Here is a 22,757-nt window from a genome sequence, read left to right as displayed (position 1 = left end):
ATATGATGTTTTAGATAGCCTAGATAAAAAGGGAGTTTTATTTGGTATAACTAATCTTATTTATCACAAGGGAGAGACTAATTTTATTTTAAAGGAATGGGCTAAAAAATATTATATTTTTAATATCAAAAGTAATTATATCAGTTATAATGACAACACTATTAAAGAATATAGTCAAGAAATCTTTGTAACTAATTATAGGTAATTATTATGACTAAAAAACCGGCACGAAAAATTTTAAGCTTTTCAACCACCATGCGAAACCCTAAAAGAATAGGACAATTTTTAGCTGTTTTAGGAAAGTTTGAAAATCAAATCCTTAAATCTTCAACAATCATGCAAATTGTCAAATCCGTTTTGGCTCATAGGCTTTATAGACCTACTTCTATCAATCAAAATAAAGAATTGAAAGAAAAATTTGACTCCAATGAATATGTCTTTAGCGATGAAGAGTTAGAACGCATTATAGAAATATCCCCACAACAGCATAAAGAAATGGGCTTTGAGCATGGATGGGAAAGTCGGTTTGACACTTGGTATAAGCTTATGTGTGAGTTTAGTTTTTGCTACTATGCAAAATATGAGAAAGTACTCATCAGCGATAGCACTAAGATGCTTATTCTTGCTTATTATGATAAAGAAAACGATGCTTTTAAAGAAAGCGTTGATGAAAGCGTAGTTGGGGCTATATTTTTAAACGCTCTGTCTAAATATGAAGTAGGAAACCCTTATAAAAAGAACTTAAACCATAACAACCCTTTCAAACTATTACTCTCGCTTTTAAAACGACTCTGCCCATCTAACTCCCCTATCTGTCAAAGAAATCCCTATTTTACTTTGTTGGAAAGATGATAACGCCAATGGGCTTTATGGCTACATTATTCGTTTAAGACAAGAAATTGTTGCTATCAATAAGACAGAATTCAGTTACTCAGATGAATTTATCTATGAAAAATGCCTAAAACTTTTAGAAAGCACCAATAAAATACGATTTAAAATAAGCCAAATCACTAACGAAGCCGTTGATGAATACATTAGAAAAATGCGTATTACAGGACTTATTTCATTGCGTGGTAATGGTAGGTTTATTGATATTAATACTAATGAAAATAATAAAATAGATTACATTTTACAAACCCATAAGGCTTTTAAAGGGGATTATTTAAACGACACTCAAGCTAACAAACTCGCTTTTTTTAACTACATGGCGATCGTGGATAGCTTTCTTGTTAGTGTTACTCCAATCAGCGCTAATGAGAGCGTTAAATCAAGCAAATTGAACGAACTAGCAACCACTTATACTAAAGATTTTATCAAGCAAGAATTACTCATTACTTGTAACAAGCAAGAATCAAAAGATAGTTTTTTAAGACTCATTGATAAACCTTTACGCTTGGAATTTTTAAGCGCTATTTTCTTGAAACAACATTTTGAAAATTTAAGCGTGATACCCAATTATAAAAGCGATGATGAAGGCTTGCCCGTATACACAGCAAGCGGTAACAAACCTGATATTATAGCCATGGACACAAAAGCCCAAAGTTATATAGAAGTGAGCTTGATTAGAGATAGAAGTCAAAGCACCTTGGAAATGATACCTATTGCCAGACATTTAAAAGAATTGATTAAAAATAGCACTGATATTAGAGAAAAATTTAGTGTTTTTGTAGCTCCAAATATCCATGATGATGCCAAAGAATATGCGGGATTTGCCCATTTCAAAGACAATATTAATATATATTGTTATGCTATTAATGATTTTATCAAAAAAGTAGAAAATAGTGCAGAATGGTTACAGATCAATGACGATTTGAAAGCTTAAAACATCAAGCTTTCATATCTAATCCTTGCCTAAAACCCTACCAAGCTTAAAAAGTATAAACATAGCGCAAATACATAGAATACTGACGGCGTAAGGTTTGGGTCAAGCTGAAATTGGTTTCTGCTCCGGTGATAGTGGTCGGTTGGCCATTCTCTAGCGGGCCTTGTTTTTTCGCTCTTATAGTAGTAGAGCCTTTGAAAAAGTGGTTAGGGAGCGTGGGGATTTTGATACCAAACTCAATGCCATGGTGTTCAAAAATATTAGTCCTAATGCCCACATTCACTAAAAATTGGAAAATCGTGTGATTCACCTTAGCGTTTAATTTTCCTGTGGTATAGACGCTATTAGGGTTAATCCCCACATCACAACTCGCCGGCGTCGTGTCCCCGCAAGTGATTGTGCCATCAGCGTTAGTCATGTAAGCGTCAGCGTCCGTATTGACGCCATAAACATACCCATCCTTAAAATACCCCACACGATTATTAGTCCAAGTGTTACCCGCAAAATTCACGCCTAGAAAAAACCCGGCCGTGGCTTTAGGCTTATCTATAATGTTAAAAAGCATGTCTGTGCCAAAACCATAAGTATACATGTCCGCTTTTTGATCGCTCAAATAAAAAGGCGATATAGCGTTAGCGGCCCTGGAGTTAGAGAAATTGGTATGCCCATAATCAAAAAAGCCGTAATAACGCAACCCAAACCACCTTTTTTTACCGACAAAATGCTTATAGCCTGTCATCACGCCTAGCCCATACATCGGCTGGTTACGGCCAGGAATGTTTTTATTGGTGCTTAGCATGGTGCGAGAAGTCCAATTGACCACACAATTAGCTTTAGTATAGCCTGGCGTTCCTGGCGTCCCTGAAGCTGGCTGACAGCCACCGGTCTGCCCGTCAGGAACTTTGCCATCATCATTAGCCGAAACATCGCCAAAAGGCACTTGAAACAACTCGCCGTTTTTATATGCGTTGGTCTTTTGATCAGCCCTACCCACTTCCAAGCTAATCCCCACAAACGCGCCATTCTTTTCATGGGCATTTAAGGGGTTTGTCAGCCATAACAAACTCAAAAGAGCGCCTAAAATTACCGAGCCTTTTTTAGAAATATCTAAAGATTGAGCTATCAAAACAGATTCCTTACGATTAAAATTTTTACAAACCATTTTGCAATCTTGCATTCTATTTTTCTTCTTTGTCATAAAATTGAGCATCACTCTCTAGGGTCTCCGCTTAAGTGTTACTTTTTTAATTATTTTATTATAGCTAATTGCAATCTTAAAAGTCAAACAAAAACCACCCCTAAAATTCCCATAATAGTGGGATACTTGACAATAAAACCCTTTTATAGTAGATTAAAAACTCTTTAATTTTCCCATGAATAAAGGATTTTAAATGGATGCGATTTATCCTTATGTGTTGGTTGTTCATTTATTGTGCGCCATCATTTTTATTGGCTACTTGTTTTTTGATGGGGTAATTTTCCCTAATGTGAAGAAAATGTTTGGCGAAGAGTTTGCCAATAAAGCGAATACAGGAATCACTCAAAGAGCGATCAAAATCATGCCCTTATGCGTTTTAGGGCTTGTTTTAACAGGGGGCATGATGCTTAGTCAATACATGGGGGGCGATAAAGGCTGGTGTGAAACCCCTTTTCAAAAGATACTCATGCTTAAAGTGATCTTAGCGTTAAGCATTTTTCTTTTAGTGCTTTTTTCTTTATCGTGTAAGTTTTTGGGTAAGAAAAACCCTATTGGTAAATATATCCACCCTATCGCTCTAACTTTTGGCTTTTTAATCGCCATTTTAGCCAAAACGATGTGGTTTGTTTAAGAGCGTTTCAATCTCAAAGAATTTAAAACCACCAAGAGCGAGCTACCACTCATGCTCAAACTCGCTATTAAAGGGTTGATGTATCCTAGCATAGCGACCGGGATTAAAACAGCGTTATAAATCAAGCTCAAAACAATGTTTTGCAACACCACTTGATAGACTTTTTGAGCGTTATCAAACGCTTTTTCTAACAAACTCAAATCCTCTTCTAAAAGCAAAATATCGCATGCGCTTTTACTCAAAGCGCTTTTTTCAAACCCTAAAGAAACGCTCGCTTGTTTTAAGGCTAGCGCGTCATTATTGCCATCGCCTACCATCGCGCACACGCCCTGATAAGAGCTGACGATTTGAGCCTTATCTTCAGGGGTCAAATGGGCATGATATTTAGAAATCCCTAATTTTTTCGCGCACTCTTTAACCGAGCTTTCATTATCCCCGCTTAAAATTTCTAATTCTAAACCTTTATTTTGTAAAGCCTGAATGACTTCTTTAGCGTTAGCTTTCAAACGCTCTTCTAAAATGAATAACGCGCACAAAGTCTTATTTTTCGCAAAGCCTACCATGATATTAGCGCTCTCTTTAGTCTTTATATTAACCCCCATAGCGTTTAAAAATTTCAAACTCCCCACTAGCAAAGTTTCGTTTTGATAATTCGCTTTTAAGCCATGAGCGAAAAACTCTATCTTTTCTAAATTAACCTCATCGCTATTTAGAGTTTTAAGAATCGCATTATGGGCTAAATGTTCCCTGGTTTTTAAAAGGCTTTTTAAAAGCCTTTCATCAAATTCTTTATAAATGATTTTTTCTTTTAAAAGGACTTCTTTTTGCGTGAGCGTGCCGGTTTTGTCTATAAAGATTTTTTTCACTTTAGCCAGAGTTTCTAAAAACAACGCTTCTTTAAACACGATCAAAGGGTTTTTAAATACCCCTATCACTAATGCAATGGGCGTAGCCAAGGCGAATGCGCAAGGGCAGCTGATGACTAACACGCTAATACACACCATTAAGGCTTTTTCAAAATCACCCCCCAAACCAAATTGCCATAACAAAAAGCTCACAAAGGCTAAAAACAACACCGCTTTAGAAAAAATATCCGCAATTTGATTCGCACTGCTCTCAATTAAGGGCTTTTCTAAAAAACTCTTTTTTAAAGTTTCTAACAAACTAGAAAGGCGTGAGTTTTGAAAATCAGCGCTCACTTGATAGCTAAAAGGCACGCCCACATTCACATAACCCCCTAAAATTGGATCATTAACCCCCAATTCCAAAGGCTTAAACTCCCCGCTGATCAAAGACGCATCCACGCTCGCGTTATTTAAAAGCACGCCATCTAGTGCGATTTTAGCCCCGCTTGGCACCCAAACAACAGAGCCTATCGCCACATCTTTAGGGTGTTTTTCTATCTGCTTGTCCTTTTCTACAATAATCACGCTGTGGATTTCATGCGATTCTAGGGCCAGGCATTTTTCATTCGCAAACAGCCTGGCTTTTAATTCCAAAAACTTAGAGCCAAAAACAAGCGTTAAAATCGTGCTGCTCGCTTCAAAGTAAGTTTCTTGAGACACCAACATGGCATAAAGGGAATAAGCAAACGCCGATAACGCCCCAAAAGACACGCTCAAATCCATGCCCAAAACGCCATTTTTTAGCCCATAAAACGCCCCCTTAATGAAAAAACGCCCCACCACCACTAGCACCAACAAGCTTAAAAAGAGCGATACGAGATCCAAATTCCTTTGCATGAGTTTATCCATGCCAGTGCCATAACTCGCACCACCATAACTCGCGTATTTGGCAATGGCAATAAACATCAAATTCATAGTGGCAAAAAACCCCACGCTTAAAGTGAGCAAATAGGAGCGTTGCTCTTTTTGGGCTTTTAGAGCGTAATTTTTTGCGTTATAAATTTTAGCCCCATAGCCCAAACTCTCAATTTTTTGAATAATCTCTTTAGGGTTTAAGGACTTGTCAAACACGATTTGTAAATGGTGGGTGGTGAAATTCACGCTCACTTTTTTAACCCCCTTTAAGCGCTCTAAAACCTTTTGATTGAGCCACAAGCAAGCGTTACAATGCGTTTTTTCTAGCAAAAGATTAAGGATTAATTCGCCCTTATTGTTTTCTTCAAGGGCTTGTTCTAATTCCAAAGCGTTCATTGAATCTTGGGGCGTTACGGGGGCTAAAGTGGAATCGTTTAATTTGTCATAAAAGCTCTCTAAATTCAAATCTAACAATAACGCATACACCCTAGCGCACCCCGTGCAGCAAAAATGCAATTCCTTATGATGGATCACTTCTTTAAAAAGCTCACTTTCTTTAAACTCCAACTGGCAATGCGAACATTTCATTTTTTTAATCCTTAATTGATGAGGCGCTAATTTAAAAGCGCTTTGATAGAATAAGTGTTACAAATTTGATAGATGCTTAAAACTTCTTTGGTGTTGTCGCTTTGGTTTTTGGAATTGTGCGTGATTAAAGGGGGCAAAACTTTTAGAGCGCTTTTGGAATTATTCCTAGCCGCTCCAAGCATCAAATGGGCGTTTTTGTCTTTAAAACTTTGGACAAACCTTAAAGTTTCTAGCGTGAGTTTAGCGCTTTTTAAACCCTCTACCACCAAGCAAAGCGACAAGGCTTCATAGCAAAAAATAAAATACCCTTTAGGTTTCAGGCATTTTTTCACTTTAGCCACTAAAGAAGCGAAGTCTAATTCGCTCTGGTGCCTCGCATGCCCTTTGTTTTTAGATTTGATAGAGCCTAAGGCATAAAAAGGAGGGTTGCACACGATCGCATCATACAAAATCGGGGGGTTGAAATCTAAAAAATCGCTTTCAAACACTTGAGCGTTAGGGAATTTAAGGGCGTTTTTTTGGGAGCAAAACGCCATTTTGTTATCCTTTTCCACTAAATGAACGCTCGCTAGCTGGTTGTCTCTAGCACAAAGCAAGCCCAAGATCCCACACCCTGAGCCTATGTCTAAAATCGCGCCGCTATTTTTGATAAAAGGGCGTGAAAAATCGTATAAAAAAAGCGAATCGCTATTGTAAGAATAAGCGTTTAAGGGCTGGTATAATCTTAAGAGTTTTCTATCCATAAAAGGGCTTCATTTTCTAAGATTTGCACATGCAACAACCGCCCCTTAAAAGGGGTTTTTAAAGCGAGCGTATTAAACGCTTCGCTAATCATAGACGCATGCGAATGCAAAAGCAATACATCTATTTTGTCCCTCAAGCTCTCAAACAATCCCCACCCCCCTTCAATGAAATTAAACCCTTTCTCTAGGGGTAAATCTTTAGGGTTGTTGAAAATATTAACCAAACGATTGGGCGCAAAAAAAACTTTTGAATTAGGATTAATTGAGCGCTTAGATAAAATAGCGATATTGGGGTTTTTATTGTGATAAAAGCTGTCGCAAAAGCGAGCGTCTAATAAGGGGTTGTCCGTTCTTATGGTTTTCCCAGAAATGATGAGAGTGTCGCATACCGCTCGCTGGTTGTGCGTAAAAATAACGCTTTTTTGCCCGGTGATCTTGCCATGGTAATAATCCCCATTCATTCTTAAAGCGAGTTTGAACAAATTGAAACGCCCCTTTTGTTCCATTACCCTAAAAGGCAAGAGCAAGTCTTTAGCCTTGTTTTCTAAATTGCGACAAATTATTGTTTCAATACAAGCCTTTTGTAGCCTTGCTAAACCCCCTTTTTTAGCTTCGTTTTCTTCTGTGGCAATGACCACTCTTTTAGGCTTTAAAATTTCTAACAATTCGCTACAAGCCGGGGTTTTGCCATAAGAATTGCATGGCTCTAAGGTGATTAAAAAAACGCAGTCTTTAAAAGCGTTATCGTGGTGTTTTTTTAAAAAATCGCTTAAAGTTTTAGGGTCTTCTAATTTTTCTAAATCGTTTTTTAAATGGGGGCGTAAAATCTTTAACACTGATTTAGCGGCTAAGACTTCTGCATGCGGGGTTTTGGCTTTTTTGTGGGTTTCTAAACTCAAGATCTCATGGTGTTTATCTAGCACCATGCAAGCCACGCTCGGGTTTTCTAAGGCTAGGGTTTGATACTCCCATGCCTTATTCAAGCACATTTCTAATAAACTCTCATAAAGTCTCATGACGGGAAAAAAGGCAAGAGCAAAAAGCCTTTAATCGCTAGAGCGTTAATAATATCAACAAAAAACGCTCCCACTAAAGGCACGACGATAAACGCTACATGCGATGGCCCGTAATGGTTGGTGATGGTTTGCATATTCACCATAGCCGTTGGGGTCGCTCCAAGCCCAAAACCGCAATGCCCCGCGCACAACACCGCCGCATCATAATCCTTCCCGCATACCCTAAAGGTTACAAGCACCACATAAAGGATCATAACCACCACTTGAACGCTCAAAATAACCGCTAACGGCACAGCGAGTTTTAACAATTCCAATAAATTCACGCTCATTAAAGCGTAGGCTAAAAACAGACTCAAACTCACGTTCCCTATGACTGAAACCTCTCTGTCAAACACGCTATGGATTTTAAAAAACGACAAGGTGTTTCTTAAAATAACCCCTACAAACAAGCACCACACAAAAGTCGGCAAGGTGAAGCTTTTAGGCATCAAGTGCGATAAAAAAGTCCCCACTAATAAAGCGATCGCAATTAAAGCTAAAGTTTCTACAAAACTGGATGCAGTGATTAAGCGCTGCTCTTTAGGGGTTTCAAAGCCTTTAGACACTACGCCCTCTAAAGTGTCTTTTTCTTTAGTGTCTTTAGGCTCTAGTTTGTATTTTGAGATCAAATATTTAGCGACAGGCCCTCCAATAATCCCCCCGCTCACCAAGCCAAAAGTCGCGCACGCCATGCCCACTTCTAAGCTAGAGCTAAAATTATAAGGCGCTTGGGTGAAAAAATTAGCCCATGCCGCGCTAGTGCCATGCCCTCCCACTAAAGCGATCGATCCCCCTAAAAGCCCCATTAAAGGATTGACCCCTAAAAGGCTAGCGATAGAAATCCCCACCATATTTTGACACACCACAAACCCCGCCACAGCCAGCAAAAAGACCGCAAGCATTTTCCCGCCTTTTTGTAAAGATTTGAAATCCGCGCTCAAACCAATGGTGATAAAAAAAGTCAGCATTAAAGGATCTTTTAAAGAAGAATCAAATTGCAAGCCAAAATTGTAAAACTGACGCGCTAACATGATAAAAAAAGCGACTAAAACCCCACCCACAACAGGCTCTGGAATATCATAATCGCGTAAAAACTTGACTTTAGAAATCACATAACGCCCCAAAAGCAGCACCAAAACCATGCACACCAAAGTGGCATAAATATCCAACTTAATTTCTTGCAAGCCTGCATCCTTATTAATCAAATTTATCTTATTATAATATAATACCCCCCTAAAAGAACGAGATTAGTTAGAAAGTAGGTGTTCCTTGCATACAGTATTACAAATTGGAGCTGGTGGCGTAGGCAGTGTGGTAGTGCACAAAATGGGCATGAACAGGGATGTGTTTAAAAATATCATTTTAGCGAGCAGGAGCTTAGACAAATGCTATGCGATTAAAGAAAGCATGCTCAAAAAGGGTTTGGGGGAAATCAGCGTTGAGCAAGTGGATGCAGATGATACGCAAGCCTTAGTCGCTTTAATCCAAAAATACAAGCCTAAAGTCGTTATCAATGTGGCTTTACCCTATCAGGATTTAACCATCATGCAAGCATGTTTAGAGACTAAAACGCATTACATTGATACCGCCAATTACGAGCACCCGGATTTAGCGAAGTTTGAATACAAAGAGCAATGGGCGTTTGATAGAGCCTATAAAGAAGCAAGGATTTTAGGGATTTTAGGGGCTGGGTTTGATCCAGGCGTTACTAACGCTTATGTCGCTCACGCTCAAAAACACCATTTTGACACTATCCACACTTTAGATATTTTAGATTGCAACGCTGGGGATCACAAACGCCCTTTTGCGACGAATTTTAACCCTGAAATCAATTTGAGAGAAGTCAGCTCTAAAGGGCGTTATTATGAAAATGGTAAATGGATTGAAACAAAGCCTTTAGAAATCAAGCAGGTGTGGGCTTACCCGCAGATTGGCGAAATGGATTCGTATCTTTTATACCATGAAGAATTGGAATCGTTAGTCAAAAACATTAAAGGTTTAAGGAGGGCGAGGTTTTTTATGACTTTCTCTCAAAATTATTTAACCCACATGAAATGCTTGGAAAATGTCGGCATGCTAGGCATTAAAGAAATAGAGCATCAAGGCGTAAAAATCGTGCCGATACAATTTTTAAAAACCCTGCTTCCTGATCCGGCCACTCTAGCCAAAGACACCACCGGTAAAACCAACATCGGGTGCTACATGACCGGCATTAAAAACAACCAAGACAAAACGCTCTACATTTACAACGTGTGCGATCATAAAAAATGTTATGAAGAAGTGGGTTCTCAAGCCATAAGCTACACCACCGGCGTGCCAGCGATGTGTGCAGCTAAAATGATTTGCAACGACACTTGGAGCGTGGAGCATTTTAAAGCCGGCGTGTTTAACGTAGAAGAATTAAACACCGATCCTTTCATGGAAGAATTGACTAAACAAGGCTTGCCTTATGAAGTGATTGAGCGCTAATTTTAGGCTTCAATCTTCACTAGGCGCGATAAATACCGATTCTCTTTCTACCATAATATTCTTATCGTCTGTGCTGTAAGCTTGTATTGTGATGGGGGTTAAAGTGTCTTTAGCGCGTTTTTGTTCTGCACTTTTTAAAGGCTTTCTTAAAATCACTACCACCTTGATCTTTTGCCCGGCTTTAACCATGATGGGGGTTAAAGGTTTTTTGATTTTAATGTCCTTTTGCCCTAAAATTTTGAAATAAAACTCATGATCTTTATTGTCCGTGTTGTGGAATAAAAACACATAATCGTTATCCACATACCCGCTAGATCGCAATTCATACAAATTGCTGTTGCGGTTAATGTCTAAAAGCATGCGTTCTTTTTTAAACGAAGTGATGACTAAAAGCGCGATAACAATAGCGATAACCCCCATGTAAGCGATCGTTTTTAAACGCACTAACCGCACTTTTTGGCGCGTGTTTGTGGCGTTGGTTGAAGACCATTGGATGAGTGAAGGGCGGTTGTATTTAGCCATGGTGATGGTGCATGCATCCACGCATTCCAAACAATTGATGCATTCTAATTGCAAGCCCTTTCTAATATCAATATGCGTAGGACAAACCTGCACGCAATGCAAACAATTCACGCATTCATTTTCCGCGCTGCGCTTTTTAGGGGATAGAGGGTAGAGATGGCCTTGATTATCATAAAGCGCTCCGCCGCGCTTTTCATCATAAATGGGGTTTAAGGTATCATTGTCATACAACACCGATTGCACCCTAGCATAAGGGCATAAATAGATGCAAAAACGCTCCGCAACCACCACTATATCAAACAACACCACAGCCGCGCTAAAAAGCCAAAAACCCATAGCGACAGGGTGCTCGCTAGGGTTTTTAAGATAGGAAAAAAAATCTTCAGGGGCGATGAAATAAAAGAAAAACAACATCATAAGCCCCGCCACAATAGGAGCGAACAACAAAACGCTCAATACTTTACGGATCTTATAGCTTGGGGTGTTTTTAGGGCTTTCCTGCTTGTTGCTGATCTTTTTATGGAGTTTGAAAATCTTGGTTTCAATCACATCTCTATAAAGCACCCTTAAAAAGGTTTGCGGGCAAGCCCACCCGCACCACACACGCCCAAGGCTAGTGGTGATGAAAAAAATCCCTATAAAAAGCAAAATGACCATAAAAGGCAAAATTTGCAATTCTTCAGCGCTAAAGATCTTGCCTAAAAAATGCAATTGTTTATGCTCAAAAGAAATCAAAAACAAATGCGCCCCATCAATGCGGATAAAGGGCGTGATTAATAGCGCTAAAGAAATCAATACAAACCCTATATAACGCTTCAAACGAAACGATTTTAAAAAATGGCTAGAAGATTCAAGCATTCTCATATCCTAAAATTTTTAATCCACTATACCCTAACAACTTAACGTTTTCACTTAAAAAGCAACATGTTATAATGACAGCTATTTTATTTGAAGGGGTATTTTATGGAAAGCGTTTTAAACTTCCTAACCAATATTAATATTATTTTCACCCTTTTGGGCTATCTTATTGGGGGGATTCCCTTTGGCTATGCGTTAATGAAAATCTTTTACGGCATGGATATTACTAAGATCGGATCGGGGGGCATTGGTGCGACGAATGTCTTGCGCGCTTTGCAAAGTAGGGGCGTGAGTAACGCTAAGCAAATGGCGCTATTAGTCTTAATTTTGGATCTCTTCAAAGGCATGTTCGCTGTTTTTTTAAGCAAATTGTTTGGGCTAGAGTATAGCTTGCAATGGATGGTCGCTATCGCAAGCATTTTAGGGCATTGTTATTCGCCTTTTTTGAATTTCAATGGAGGCAAGGGCGTTTCTACGATCATGGGTTCTGTGGTGTTGCTTATCCCTATTGAAAGCTTGATCGGTTTAATGGTGTGGTTTTTTGTGGGTAAGGTGCTTAAAATCTCTTCGCTCGCTAGCATTCTAGGGGTAGGCACAGCGACAATTCTTATCTTTTTTATCCCTTATATGCATATCCCAGATAGCGTCAATATCCTTAAAGAAGTCGGCACGCAAACGCCAATGGTGTTAATCTTTATTTTTACCCTTATCAAGCATGCGGGCAATATTTTTAACTTGCTCGCTGGTAAAGAAAAGAAAGTCTTATGAAAATCAAGCAAGCCGTTCATATCCATCATTTGGTGTTTGAAACGATTTTAGGGATTTTGGAGTTTGAACGCCTAAAACCTCAAAAAATAAGCGTAAATTTGGATCTTTTCTACGCAGAATTACCCAACAAGGCTTATTTAGATTATATGGAAATCCAAGAAATCATTCAAAACACGATGCAAAAAAAACAATACTTCCTCATTGAAGACGCCCTTAAAGATTTGAGCCATATCTTAAAAACACGCTATAATGAGATCACTGAGCTTTTTTTAAAGATCAACAAGTTAGAGGTTTCTAAAAATTCTCAGGTGGGGGCGAGCGTGAGAATTAGCTATGAAGATTATCCTTAACCTCTTTTTTCTCATTATCATTCTAAAAGCGCACCCCATAAACCCCTTACTAGAGCCTTTATATTTCCCAAGTTACACGCAATTTTTGGATTTAAAACCCCATTTTGTCATCAAAAAAAAGCAATCTTATAGACCCTTTCAATGGGGGAATACGATCATTATCAAACGCCACGATTTAGAAGAACGCCAAAGCAACCAGCCAAGCGATATTTTCCGCCAAAACGCTGAAATCAATGTGTCTTCTCAAACTTTTTTAAGGGGCATTAGCAGCGCTTCTTCACGAGTAATGATTGATTCGGCCGCTCAGTAAAATGCTAAAGCGTTTTTTAATCATATTTTTCTTCATTTTTTCTTAATCCTAAAACAAATTTAAGGTATTATTAAATAGAATAATGTAATAATAACCTTAGGTTTAAAACTTGACTAAATTTTTAGAAAAAAGTAAATGAAAAGGCCAAAAGAAATGCTTAGAAATCAATTTCGTATTGTGTTTGTCTCTTGTATTGTCGCTAGCAGTTTGCAAGCTAAGGAAGAACATACTTTGGGTAAGGTAACCACCAAGGGTGAAAGGACTTTTGAATATAACAATAAAATGTATATTGACAGAAAAGAACTCCAGCAACGCCAAAGCAACCAAATCCGTGATATTTTTAGGACTAGGGCCGATGTGAATGTGGCTAGTGGGGGCTTGATGGCACAAAAAATCTATGTTAGGGGGATTGAAAGCCGTCTTTTAAGGGTAACGATTGATGGCGTCGCTCAAAATGGTAATATTTTCCACCATGACGCTAACACCGTGATCGATCCTAACATGATCAAAGAAGTGGAAGTGATTAAAGGGGCGGCGAACGCTTCAGTGGGCCCGGGCGCAGTGGCGGGTAAATTGTCTTTCACTACGATTGACGCTAACGACTTTTTAAGGAAGAATCAAACTTATGGGGCTAAAGCAGAAGGAGCCTTTTACACTAACTTTGGATACCGCATGAACGCCACTGCAGCCTATCGGGGGAAAAATTGGGACATTCTTGCGTATTACAACCACCAAAATATTTTCTACTATAGAGACGGGAACAACGCTTTTAGGAATCTCTTCCACCCTAATTTTGACTTGCAAGACCCGAGCAATAGCGATATGAGCGTAGGGACTCCTAGTGAAACCAATAGCGTTTTAGCTAAAATCAATGGCTATATCAACGAAACCGATAGCATTAGCGTGAGCTACAACCTCACACGAGACAATTCTACAAGGCTTTTACGCCCTAACACCACCTCAGCTCTTTCTAAAGCCAACGATCCAGGGAGCCAGCCAGCGCCTTTTGTGATTGACTTTGGGAAAGAATTATCCCACACGATCAACTTCAACCACAATTTGAGCTTGAAATACAAGCATGAAGGCGGGCCTAATTTTAACCAGCCGCGCATTGAATCCACCGCCTTTTTAGGGGTAAGGGGAGGGAATTACACCCCTGTGGTGAATCCTTTCGCTTATAATTCTAATGAGCCAGCCAACCCGGATTACATCCCTGAAGTTAAGGATTGGTGCAACAACCCCGACAATATCAGCCAATGCACGCAAGGGGCTATCAGGTCTTATAATGGAGGCTATCAAATAGGCTATGGCGCGCCTAACTCTATCCATTGGCAAGGGACTAGCGATTCTAGTGGAGGGGCGCAAGCAGGATACGGGCAACTTAATGCTAGCATGCTTTCTGCAAGCGCGAATGTCTATCATGGGCTTGTGCCTAAAAACCCTGATTATGACATGACCCCCCCTAACGCTCAAAACCCTACTGCCAACGATTGGACTTTAGGGAATGCGGACGCTGAGGGGACTTTAGCGAGAAGGATTTTTTTAATCAACTCAGGCGTTAATCTTAAATTCACCCACCCCATTAGCGAAGATTATGGGAATGTGTTTGAATACGGCGTGATTTATCAAAATTTGAGCGTTTTCTCTGGCCTGGATAAGGGAAAAAACGGCTATTATAAAAACAATATTGATCCTAACGACCCTAATGGCTTGGGCTTGCCTTATCGCCACTACTACACCGATCAAAGCTCCCAATACCCCCAAAATTTGAACACGCCTAACCCGCTCTATCGTAACATGCCCCAAAATTCGCATGCGATCGGTAATATCATCGGTGGGTTTATGCAAGCCAACTACAATATTCTAAGCAATGTGATCGTGGGCGCGGGAACTCGTTATGATATTTACACCTTGCTAGATAAAAACGGCCGCACGCATGTAACTTCTGGCTTTTCCCCTTCTGCAACCGTGCTTTATAACCCCATTGAAAGCATCGGCTTGAAAGTGAGCTATGCGTATGTAACTAAGGGGGCTTTACCGGGCGATGGCGTTTTGATGCGCGATCCCACGGTGATTTATCAAAGGAATTTACGCCCTGCGATCGGTCAAAATGTGGAATTTAATGTGGATTACAACAGCAAGTATTTCAATGTGCGCGGGGCAGCGTTCTATCAAGTGATCAATAACTTCATCAATAGTTATGGGCAAGACACTTCTAAAAATGGTGGGGGCAATGCGACGGCAAAAAACATGTCAGGGAATTTACCCGAAACCATTAATATCTATGGTTATGAAGTTTCAGGGAATGTGAGGTATAAGAATTTCTTAGGGACTTTCTCAGTGGCTCGCTCTTGGCCGACAGCTAGAGGGCATTTATTAGCCGATACTTACGCTTTAGCTGCAACGACCGGGAATGTGTTTATTTTAAAAGCCGATTATGATGTTCGCAGGTGGGGGCTTACTTTGACTTGGCTCTCGCGCTTTGTAACTAACATGTATTATGAGGGCTATTCTATCTATTACCCGCAATACGGCTTGATCAAAATCCATAAACCCGGCTATGGCGTGCATAATATCTTTATCAACTGGACTCCGCCTTATAAAAAATGGCAGGGGTTAAGGATTTCAGCCGTGTTCAACAATATCTTAAACAAGCAATATGTGGATCAAACTTCTGTGTTTCAAGCGAGCGCGGACGCTCCAGCAAGCGATATGATCCCTAAAGGCAAGCGCATGGCGCTACCGGCCCCTGGGTTTAATGCGCGCTTTGAAGTGTCCTATCAATTCTAAAATGAAAGAAATCTTAGGATTTCTTTTTGAATGTTGAACATGAAAAAACCTTATAAAAATTACCAAACCTTATGGAAAAAATTCCGCTCGCTCAACAGACTCATTAAAACGCTTTTAAGGATTTTAAAAAAGTAGTTTTATCAAAAATTTAGCGAGTTTGGATTAAAATCACGCTTGATTAACTCAAAAAGGAAAAATAAACGCGCTTTCATCATGGCTAACATCGCAACTAAAGAAACGCCCGAAATAACTCCCGATCTTTTTAAAAACCCTTACCAAAAAATCATCAATGCGAGCGCGAGCGTTTTTGATGAAAATCATGGGCGATCGTTTTTTAGCTCCCAATTTTATGAAAGGATTGAACCTCATTTAAAAGAAATCTTAACCCACCCTATTGATTTAGAATGCGATCTCAACACCGCTAAAAAAAAGAACCGCTTGACCCCCTTAAAAAAGCTTTTTAAGGTGTGTTTTGACGCTGAAGAAATTTTGATCGTCAATAACAACACTAGCACTTTATTCCTCACCGCTAACGCTTTAGCCTTGCAACAAGAAATCATTGTTTCTTATGGCGAATTAGTGGGCATGGGGGGGCATTTTAACCTTAAAGACATTTTGTTAAGCAGTGGGGCTAGGCTGCATTTGGTGGGGAATACCAACCGCGCTTATTTAAGGGATTACCGCTTAGCCTTGAATGAAAAGAGTAAAATGCTGCTTAAAATCCATAACCCCCTTTTTAAAAAAGACACGCCTTTTAAAGATTTGCAAGCCCTAGCTAAAGAGCATGGTTTGATAGATTATTACAATTTAGGGGATGTGGATCTATCCAATAAAACGGCTTTGGAAGAAATTTTAGCCCTAAAACCATCGCTTTTAAGTTTTAGTGCAGATAAACTCTTTAATGGCGTTCAAGCCGGCATTATTATGGGGCAAAAAGAATTAATTGAAAACCTAAAAAACCACCCCCTTTATAGAGCTTTGAGAGCGGATAAAATCACGCTCACTTTGCTTTTTCACAGCCTAAAAGCATGGGTAAACCATAAAGAAGAGGTTAAAATTTATGAATTACTCCGCCAAACTAAAGACGCATTGTTGCAAAAAGCTCTCAAACTCTACGCCCTTTTAAAGCCTTTAACATTAAATGTGAGCATAGCCTCTAGTTTTTCTAAAATAGGGAATTTGTCTCATACAGAGTTAGAATCCTTTTGCGTGAAGATCCAGCCTAAAAACACCCAGATTTTAGATTGTGAGAAACTTTATTTAAGGCTTTTTCAAAAAGGCGTTATTTCAAGAATTTCATGCGAATTTGTGTGCCTTGAAGTCTTTAGCTTGAATGAGAAAGATTTAAAAAAAATCGCTCTCATTTTAGAAGAAATCCTTAATAAGGCTTAAAAATTCGCTATAATAAAATTTCTCTTAAACGCGCCACTCCCCCATAAAACGATAGAGAACGATAGAAAATCAATTTAAAGGAACTTAAGAAATGGAAAAGATCAGCGACCTTATAGAATGCATTGCGTATGAAAAAAATTTGCCTAAAGAGATGATTTCAAAAGTCATTCAAGGCTGTTTGTTAAAAATGGCGCAAAACGAGTTAGACCCCCTAGCGCGCTACTTAGTGATTGAAGAAAACAAGCAGCTCCAGCTTATCCAGTTGGTGGAAGTTTTAGAAGATGATGATGAAAGATTGGTTAACGACCCTTCTAAATACATTAGCCTGTCCAAAGCCAAAGAAATGGATCCGAGCGTTAAGATTAAAGACGAGTTGTCTTATAGCTTGAGTTTAGAGAGCATGAAACAAGGAGCGATCAACCGCCTTTTTAAAGATTTGCAATACCAGTTAGAAAAAGCGTTAGAAGACAGCCATTTTGAAGCGTTCCAAAAGCGTCTTAACAGCGTTTTAATGGGGCAAGTGATTTTAGTGGATAACCATCAAAACACTTTTATTGAAATTGAGCAGCAATTTCAAGGCGTTCTTTCCATGCGCCATCGCATCAAGGGCGAGAGTTTTAAAATAGGCGATAGCATTAAGGCGGTTTTAACGCAAGTCAAGCGCACGAAAAAAGGCTTACTATTAGAGCTTAGCCGCACCACCCCTAAAATGCTTGAAGCTTTGTTGGAATTGGAAGTCCCTGAGATTAAAGATAAAGAAATTGAAATCATCCATTGCGCGCGAATCCCAGGTAACAGGGCGAAAGTGAGCTTTTTTTCTAATAACGCTAGGATTGATCCCATAGGCGCGGCTGTGGGGGTTAAGGGCGTGCGCATTAATGCAATAAGCAATGAATTGAATAAAGAAAATATTGATTGCATAGAGTATTCTAATGTGCCTGAAATTTATATCACTTTAGCGCTCGCTCCTGCTAAAATTTTAAGCGTTGAAATTAAAAAAATCCCCATAGAAGAATTAAGCACCGAAGAAAAAGAATCCATTCAAGAGCGCTTTATTGTCAATAACCATTTGCAAAAGGCTAAAGTGCGTTTGTTAGACATTGAAAAATCTAAGGCTATCGGTAAAGGCGGGGTGAATGTGTGCTTAGCGTCCATGCTTACAGGCTATCACATAGAGTTTGAAACCATTCCTAGCGTCAAAGAAAACGCAGAAAATGAAAACGAAAAAGAAACGCAAAAAGTAGGGGTAGAAGCTTTAGAGTCTTTGTTTAAGAATTGAAATGATTTCTGTGGAACTTATTGAGTCCTTAATCAAAAGGAATTTAAGCTAAAAGGCTTGCGGTGTTCAATAAGCGCGTGATTGGATTTCTTAAGGCTAAATTTGAAAGAAATAATTCAGGTTTTTCAATGAGTATTGAGATTTTCAAAATTGCAAAAAACACTCAATTAAGAAAAATTTGCATCAAATTTTATTAGAATGGACGCAAAAAATGGGTTGGATTGAATTTAAGGATATTTAGAAACTAATCTTTGTATTATATGCAATTCTCCCACAAAACCAATCATAAATAGGATTGTAACCATCAGATTAAACCAAAAAATAGGTTTTTTGAAAAAATTTTCTTGTTTATCTTTTTTCTCTAAATTTTCTTGTTTATCTTTTTTCTCTTCTGATAAGGATATTTTTGATAAAAAAGAAAAAAGCAGATACAAAATATTCCCAAAAAATAAAGCTATAAAAGCCATAACAAAAACCAAACGATAGGCGTTCGCTTTGTCAATATTTGATAAAACAGAAGTGGAAAACGCCAATCCCGCAACAAATGTTAAAACAATAGAGGCAAAAATACCTAAAATGGTTATGTATTGCGTTTGTTGCTTATTCAATTCTTCGCTTAATTTTTTATAGTTTTTATTTAGATCATCTTCTAGCTTATTAGAAACATCTTTAACTCTACTCATTTTCTCATCAAAATCTTGCAGTCTGATACACTCTAAATTCATGTGATCATAAAGCTTTTCTAGTTTTGGTTTAATGCTTTCAACTTCTTTATTATCTTGAATCTCTTTGAGTGTCCTTATATTTTGTGTGAGCGTCATAAAGGCTTGCTCTCTATCCCTTGTGGAATTTAAAATAATAGTTGTAATTTTTGAGTATTTATGCCTGTATTCTCCTTGATAGATTTCTTTGAGATCTTTGATGATTTGATCTGTTTGGCTAGACAAATCCCCCTTTTCACACAGCGATACAATAATCTCTTCTAGCTTTTTATCTTTATCTTCTTCTTTAGTTTCCATTTGTTTGTTTGGCTTCTTGTCTGATCAAATCTTTACTAATGATTTCTTTTCTATCTTCTTTGAAGCTTTTATGCCAAGCGCCATTTTCTTTATGACTCTCTTTCACTAAGTCCCAATAGGATTTTTTGCTGCATTTTTCTATGGAGTGGTTGATGGTTTCAAGTTCATCTTTTCTAAGATTTTGTGAGAGCGATTCTTCTTTGGGTTTGTCAATAGAATTGGCACCATAATTGCGGTATTCATAATACACTTCCCTTGCAACAGGCCCGTATTTCCAAGCTTCAAAATCATCAGAAACTAGGTGTTTGTCAAACTTTTTGATATAGTCAAGCTCTGTGAAATACAAAGTTTTTTGCAATTCTAAGTTACTCAATTCTTTGTTTGAATGCTTAAGAATATATTTTGCTAGTTCCAAAGTATTGACCATTATTACCTCCTAGTCAGTTTTTGCTAATTTTAACTAAATATTGTTAACTTTTCTAACCATTTCTTCTTCAATGATTTTAATCTCTTTATTTATAAAGATATTTTTCAAGAAAAAAGTAAGGCCAATAACTTAAGCTCTAAAAACAGGCTTTAAGTTAAAAATTTGCGGTATTGAACAAATATTTAATGGAATTTCAAAAATTTGGAAGAAAAGTTTTTTAATGCGACTTTAAATGAGTGGTTTGCAGCTTTTATAAAAATCGTTTTTTTAAGATTAGGATAAAATAACGCTCACCCCCTAGTTTTTCGCTAGAGATTAGGGGGTAAATTACCTTCAAAGGATTACTATGTCCAAAAAACATGGTAAAAAGCCTTTGGTTGTATTATACTTAAAAATACCTTTTTTTAAGTATAGGGTTAAAATCGTTGTTAAAAAAACCCATTAAGCCAAAGGTTTCCCCTATTTAAGGGGTTTCCTTTAAGGTAAAGCGCTTTTTATTTCTTGTGAAGTTTTTTAATATGATTTTAAATTAGTGATTTAAAGCTTTTATAAAAATCGTTTTTTTAAGATTAGGATAAAATAACGCTCACCCCCTAGTTTTTCGCTAGAGATTAGGGGGTAAAATCCACTTTTAGGAGCTTACTATGAAAAATCATCGTAGTAAACACTCTTGGAGAGAATTATACCTAAAAATCAGTTTTTTAGGTTTAAAGTTTGATCTAGTGATTAAACGCTAATTCTTAAAAAGAGTTGCCCCCTAAATTAGGGGGTTATCCTTAAGTGGAAATCAGCTTTTCACTGCCCGTTTTCAATGATCTTAATTTCTTCATCGGTGAGGTGGTAGAGCCGATAGACTAAAGCGTCAATTTCTTTTTCTAACTTTTGGGTGTTGGCTTTAGGGTCTTTTTCTTTTAGCGCTAGGATTGCTTCCGCGCCATCGGTGATTTTATCGGCTAATTTTTGGTTTTTTTCGGTGATTTGGGGAATGGGTATTTTTTCTAAATTATTTGTTTTTAACTCGCCCTCAATACCTCCTCCCATATAAAACTTACGCATAGCAAAATAAATGCATTTAGAGTTTAGTAAAGCTGTGATGTATTTTATTTCTATCTTATCGCCTGTAATGATATTTGCAGGTGCTGGAGCATAAAATCCTTTTTCTTCATAAACAAAACAAGGCTCTTTAGCCATAATACAAGGATACACAATTTTCTCTTTTTCAAAATCGCCATGATAAGCAATAGTATCCTGAGTTTCAAACCACTGATTATTGGTCTTTTTCCTACAATCTTTTTCATCGCTTTGGTCAATTCTAGGGCGGAATTGTGAAAGATAAGTTTTGAGAGAGGGGTAATCATCAATATCAAGCTTAAGACTTGGAAATGTCGCTATAACCCACAAATGCGCCCACTCATAAGAATATCTTTTAATGTCTTTCCCTCTTAAAATAGGCTTGATGAGCCTCTCTGTGCGCTCCCTTTCTTCTTGCGTCTTGCAAGCGTTTAAGATTGCGTCTCTTTTTTCAGTGGGAATGATAAAGGCTTCGTTAGCGCCGGTTTTTATCCCGTAATTGATTTGAATATCCCAATCTTTGAGCGGGGTGCCGACACTCTCCATTTTGTCCCTTAAGTCTAAAAGCGTGGAGTCGGCAAAAATAAAGCTTTCTGTTGAAAGCGCGTTTTGCCTCATGGAAAAAGTGCGAGCGCTTTTCAAATCGTTTTTATCGTCTGGGGTGGGTTCATAATACTTAAAACTGCTTTCTTTATCTTTAGGTGGCTCTTGTTTGATGAAACTCATAATACTGGTATCCACTGCAGCGCTCTCAAAGACTTTTAAGGCGTTTAATTCCATGTAGCTGACAAGGGTGGTTTTTTTGAGCAGCAATTCTCTTAATTTAGCGCCGTATTTGGCTCGCGCGTATTTGTTGGAAGTGATGAAAGCGTTAAACCCCTTTTCTTTTAAAAGGTGGTAAGATAGGGCAAAAAAGTAGGTGTAAATGTCAGCGGTGCTGTTGTAGAAATCTTGGTATTGCTTTTCTAATAAAGGCTTTAAGTCTTTGATTTGTTCTTGGCGGATATAAGGCGGATTCCCAATGATGCAATCAAAGCCTAAAAATCCCCCCTCATCATTTAAAACTTCAGGAAATTCAAAGCACCATTCAAACGCATTTTGATACTCTCTACCACTTAAGGCATCATCAAGCTTTTTCCTTAAAGCTCTAATGCGCCCATAAGAAGCAAAAGCCTCTTCCTCTTCTTTAGGGCTTAGTTTGAGCGTGCCAAAAAGGCTTGGGATAAAGTAATTTAACCCATCTAGCAAACTCTTATCGTCTAGGGCAAAGAAATTGTATTTTTTGATGTGTTTTTCAATAGCCTTTTCAAGCTCTGCTTTGGTTTTAGGGTCTTTGAGCGTGAGGGAAAAAGTGTTTTTTAAGTCTTGGATTTTGTTGATAAGATCTTGCTTATTTAAGGGATAGAGAGGGTTTGGGTCTTTGTATTGGGCGACTAGATCTTTATATTCTTGGATTTTTTGCTTGATATTGGGGATCTTTTTGAGATCGTCATTCAAATTAAAGCGTGAGATCAAGCTGTTAGCGCACTTGATGTTAATGTCAATGTTGGGGAGGGTTTCAAGCGCGTTAGTGTTCTTGCCCTTTTCAAAAATATAATAGCTGTATTTTAAAAGCTCTATCCATAGCCTGAGCTTGGTGATTTCGCAAGAGTTGGGGTTAATATCCACGCCAAAAAGGCAGTTTTCAATGATGTCTTTTTTAAGA

17 protein-coding genes and 2 pseudogenes are annotated in these 22,757 nt (G+C 38.3%); 10 read left to right on the top strand and 9 right to left on the bottom strand.

Going from position 1 to position 22,757, the window contains the following annotated elements; translation table 11 throughout:
- A pseudogene (locus QT74_RS06920) lies at positions 1 to 205 on the top strand (DNA adenine methylase); the annotation flags it as partial.
- A 5-nt stretch (positions 206 to 210) separates the two neighbouring features.
- A pseudogene (locus tag QT74_RS06915) lies at positions 211 to 1,822 on the top strand (AlwI family type II restriction endonuclease).
- A gap of 46 nt (positions 1,823 to 1,868) precedes the next feature.
- Here QT74_RS06915 and QT74_RS06910 read toward each other — a convergent pair.
- Positions 1,869 to 3,032 carry an outer membrane protein gene (locus QT74_RS06910; protein ID WP_195742348.1) on the bottom strand — a complete coding sequence of 388 codons (1,164 nt, stop codon included), beginning with the start codon at positions 3,030 to 3,032 and terminating at the stop codon, positions 1,869 to 1,871.
- Between the two features lie 181 nt (positions 3,033 to 3,213).
- Between QT74_RS06910 and QT74_RS06905 the strand changes: the two genes are divergently transcribed.
- A complete protein-coding gene (locus tag QT74_RS06905; protein ID WP_000338876.1) occupies positions 3,214 to 3,651 on the top strand; it encodes a CopD family copper resistance protein in 438 nt (145 codons plus the stop codon).
- On the opposite strand, the gene QT74_RS06900 is transcribed toward QT74_RS06905, so the two are convergent.
- The 4 genes from QT74_RS06900 to gltS are packed head-to-tail and all read right to left on the bottom strand — an operon-like array spanning position 3,648 to position 8,981.
- Entirely contained in the window at positions 3,648 to 5,999 is a 2,352-nt protein-coding gene (locus tag QT74_RS06900) for a heavy metal translocating P-type ATPase (RefSeq protein WP_033765650.1), read from the bottom strand. The two genes, QT74_RS06905 and QT74_RS06900, sit on opposite strands and share 4 nt — an antisense overlap.
- 26 nt (positions 6,000 to 6,025) lie before the next feature.
- Positions 6,026 to 6,742, bottom strand: coding sequence for a tRNA1(Val) (adenine(37)-N6)-methyltransferase (locus QT74_RS06895; protein ID WP_033765648.1), 717 nt, complete (start codon positions 6,740 to 6,742; stop codon positions 6,026 to 6,028).
- Positions 6,724 to 7,758 carry a dihydrofolate reductase family protein gene (locus QT74_RS06890; RefSeq protein ID WP_033765647.1) on the bottom strand — a complete coding sequence of 345 codons (1,035 nt, stop codon included), beginning with the start codon at positions 7,756 to 7,758 and terminating at the stop codon, positions 6,724 to 6,726. Before QT74_RS06890 ends, QT74_RS06895 begins: the two co-directional genes overlap by 19 nt.
- Positions 7,755 to 8,981: a sodium/glutamate symporter gene (gene gltS, locus QT74_RS06885; protein ID WP_033765644.1), complete on the bottom strand. Its 1,227-nt coding sequence runs from the start codon at positions 8,979 to 8,981 to the stop codon at positions 7,755 to 7,757. Before gltS ends, QT74_RS06890 begins: the two co-directional genes overlap by 4 nt.
- Before the next feature lie 85 nt (positions 8,982 to 9,066).
- Between gltS and QT74_RS06880 the strand changes: the two genes are divergently transcribed.
- On the top strand, positions 9,067 to 10,266 hold the full coding sequence (locus QT74_RS06880) for a saccharopine dehydrogenase family protein (RefSeq protein WP_033765642.1): 1,200 nt from the start codon (positions 9,067 to 9,069) through the stop codon (positions 10,264 to 10,266).
- Between the two features lie 9 nt (positions 10,267 to 10,275).
- Here QT74_RS06880 and ccoG read toward each other — a convergent pair whose 3' ends face one another.
- Positions 10,276 to 11,646 carry a cytochrome c oxidase accessory protein CcoG gene (ccoG, locus tag QT74_RS06875; protein WP_033765641.1) on the bottom strand — a complete coding sequence of 457 codons (1,371 nt, stop codon included), beginning with the start codon at positions 11,644 to 11,646 and terminating at the stop codon, positions 10,276 to 10,278.
- A gap of 105 nt (positions 11,647 to 11,751) precedes the next feature.
- Between ccoG and plsY the strand changes: the two genes are divergently transcribed.
- The 6 genes from plsY (at position 11,752) to nusA (ending at position 18,535) form a co-directional block, all read left to right on the top strand.
- On the top strand, positions 11,752 to 12,414 hold the full coding sequence (plsY, locus tag QT74_RS06870) for a glycerol-3-phosphate 1-O-acyltransferase PlsY (protein WP_021435328.1): 663 nt from the start codon (positions 11,752 to 11,754) through the stop codon (positions 12,412 to 12,414).
- Positions 12,411 to 12,764, top strand: coding sequence for a FolB domain-containing protein (locus QT74_RS06865; protein WP_033602039.1), 354 nt, complete (start codon positions 12,411 to 12,413; stop codon positions 12,762 to 12,764). The genes plsY and QT74_RS06865 overlap by 4 nt, the downstream gene beginning before the upstream one ends.
- Positions 12,748 to 13,074, top strand: a complete 327-nt coding sequence (locus tag QT74_RS06860) for an iron-regulated outer membrane protein FrpB4 (RefSeq protein WP_033765639.1) — start codon at positions 12,748 to 12,750, stop codon at positions 13,072 to 13,074. The genes QT74_RS06865 and QT74_RS06860 overlap by 17 nt, the downstream gene beginning before the upstream one ends.
- 153 nt (positions 13,075 to 13,227) lie before the next feature.
- Positions 13,228 to 15,864 (top strand): TonB-dependent receptor, encoded by a 2,637-nt coding sequence (locus QT74_RS06855; protein ID WP_033765658.1) that lies wholly within the window; start codon positions 13,228 to 13,230, stop codon positions 15,862 to 15,864.
- Positions 15,865 to 16,077: 213 nt separating this feature from the next.
- Entirely contained in the window at positions 16,078 to 17,256 is a 1,179-nt protein-coding gene (gene selA, locus QT74_RS06850; protein WP_033765637.1) for an L-seryl-tRNA(Sec) selenium transferase, read from the top strand.
- A 91-nt stretch (positions 17,257 to 17,347) separates the two neighbouring features.
- Complete coding sequence (nusA, locus tag QT74_RS06845; RefSeq protein WP_033765635.1) at positions 17,348 to 18,535, top strand: transcription termination factor NusA; 1,188 nt, start codon at positions 17,348 to 17,350, stop codon at positions 18,533 to 18,535.
- Positions 18,536 to 18,762: 227 nt separating this feature from the next.
- Here the strand turns inward: nusA and QT74_RS06840 are convergent, their stop codons facing one another.
- The 3 genes from QT74_RS06840 to QT74_RS06825 all read right to left on the bottom strand — a co-directional run.
- Positions 18,763 to 19,554, bottom strand: coding sequence for a hypothetical protein (locus QT74_RS06840; RefSeq protein WP_033765633.1), 792 nt, complete (start codon positions 19,552 to 19,554; stop codon positions 18,763 to 18,765).
- Positions 19,544 to 19,981, bottom strand: coding sequence for a Panacea domain-containing protein (locus QT74_RS06835; protein WP_033765631.1), 438 nt, complete (start codon positions 19,979 to 19,981; stop codon positions 19,544 to 19,546). The genes QT74_RS06840 and QT74_RS06835 overlap by 11 nt, the downstream gene beginning before the upstream one ends.
- Positions 19,982 to 20,776: 795 nt before the next feature.
- Positions 20,777 to 22,757, bottom strand: a 1,981-nt coding sequence (locus tag QT74_RS06825) for an Eco57I restriction-modification methylase domain-containing protein (RefSeq protein WP_033765630.1), incomplete at its 5' end; no start/stop codon positions are given.

The organism is Helicobacter pylori SA213A, assembly GCF_000476275.1.
Classification (GTDB): Bacteria; Campylobacterota; Campylobacteria; order Campylobacterales; family Helicobacteraceae; genus Helicobacter; species Helicobacter pylori_CL.
Note: the sequence above shows the minus strand (reverse complement) of the source record. Positions and strands in the feature narration are given on the sequence as shown.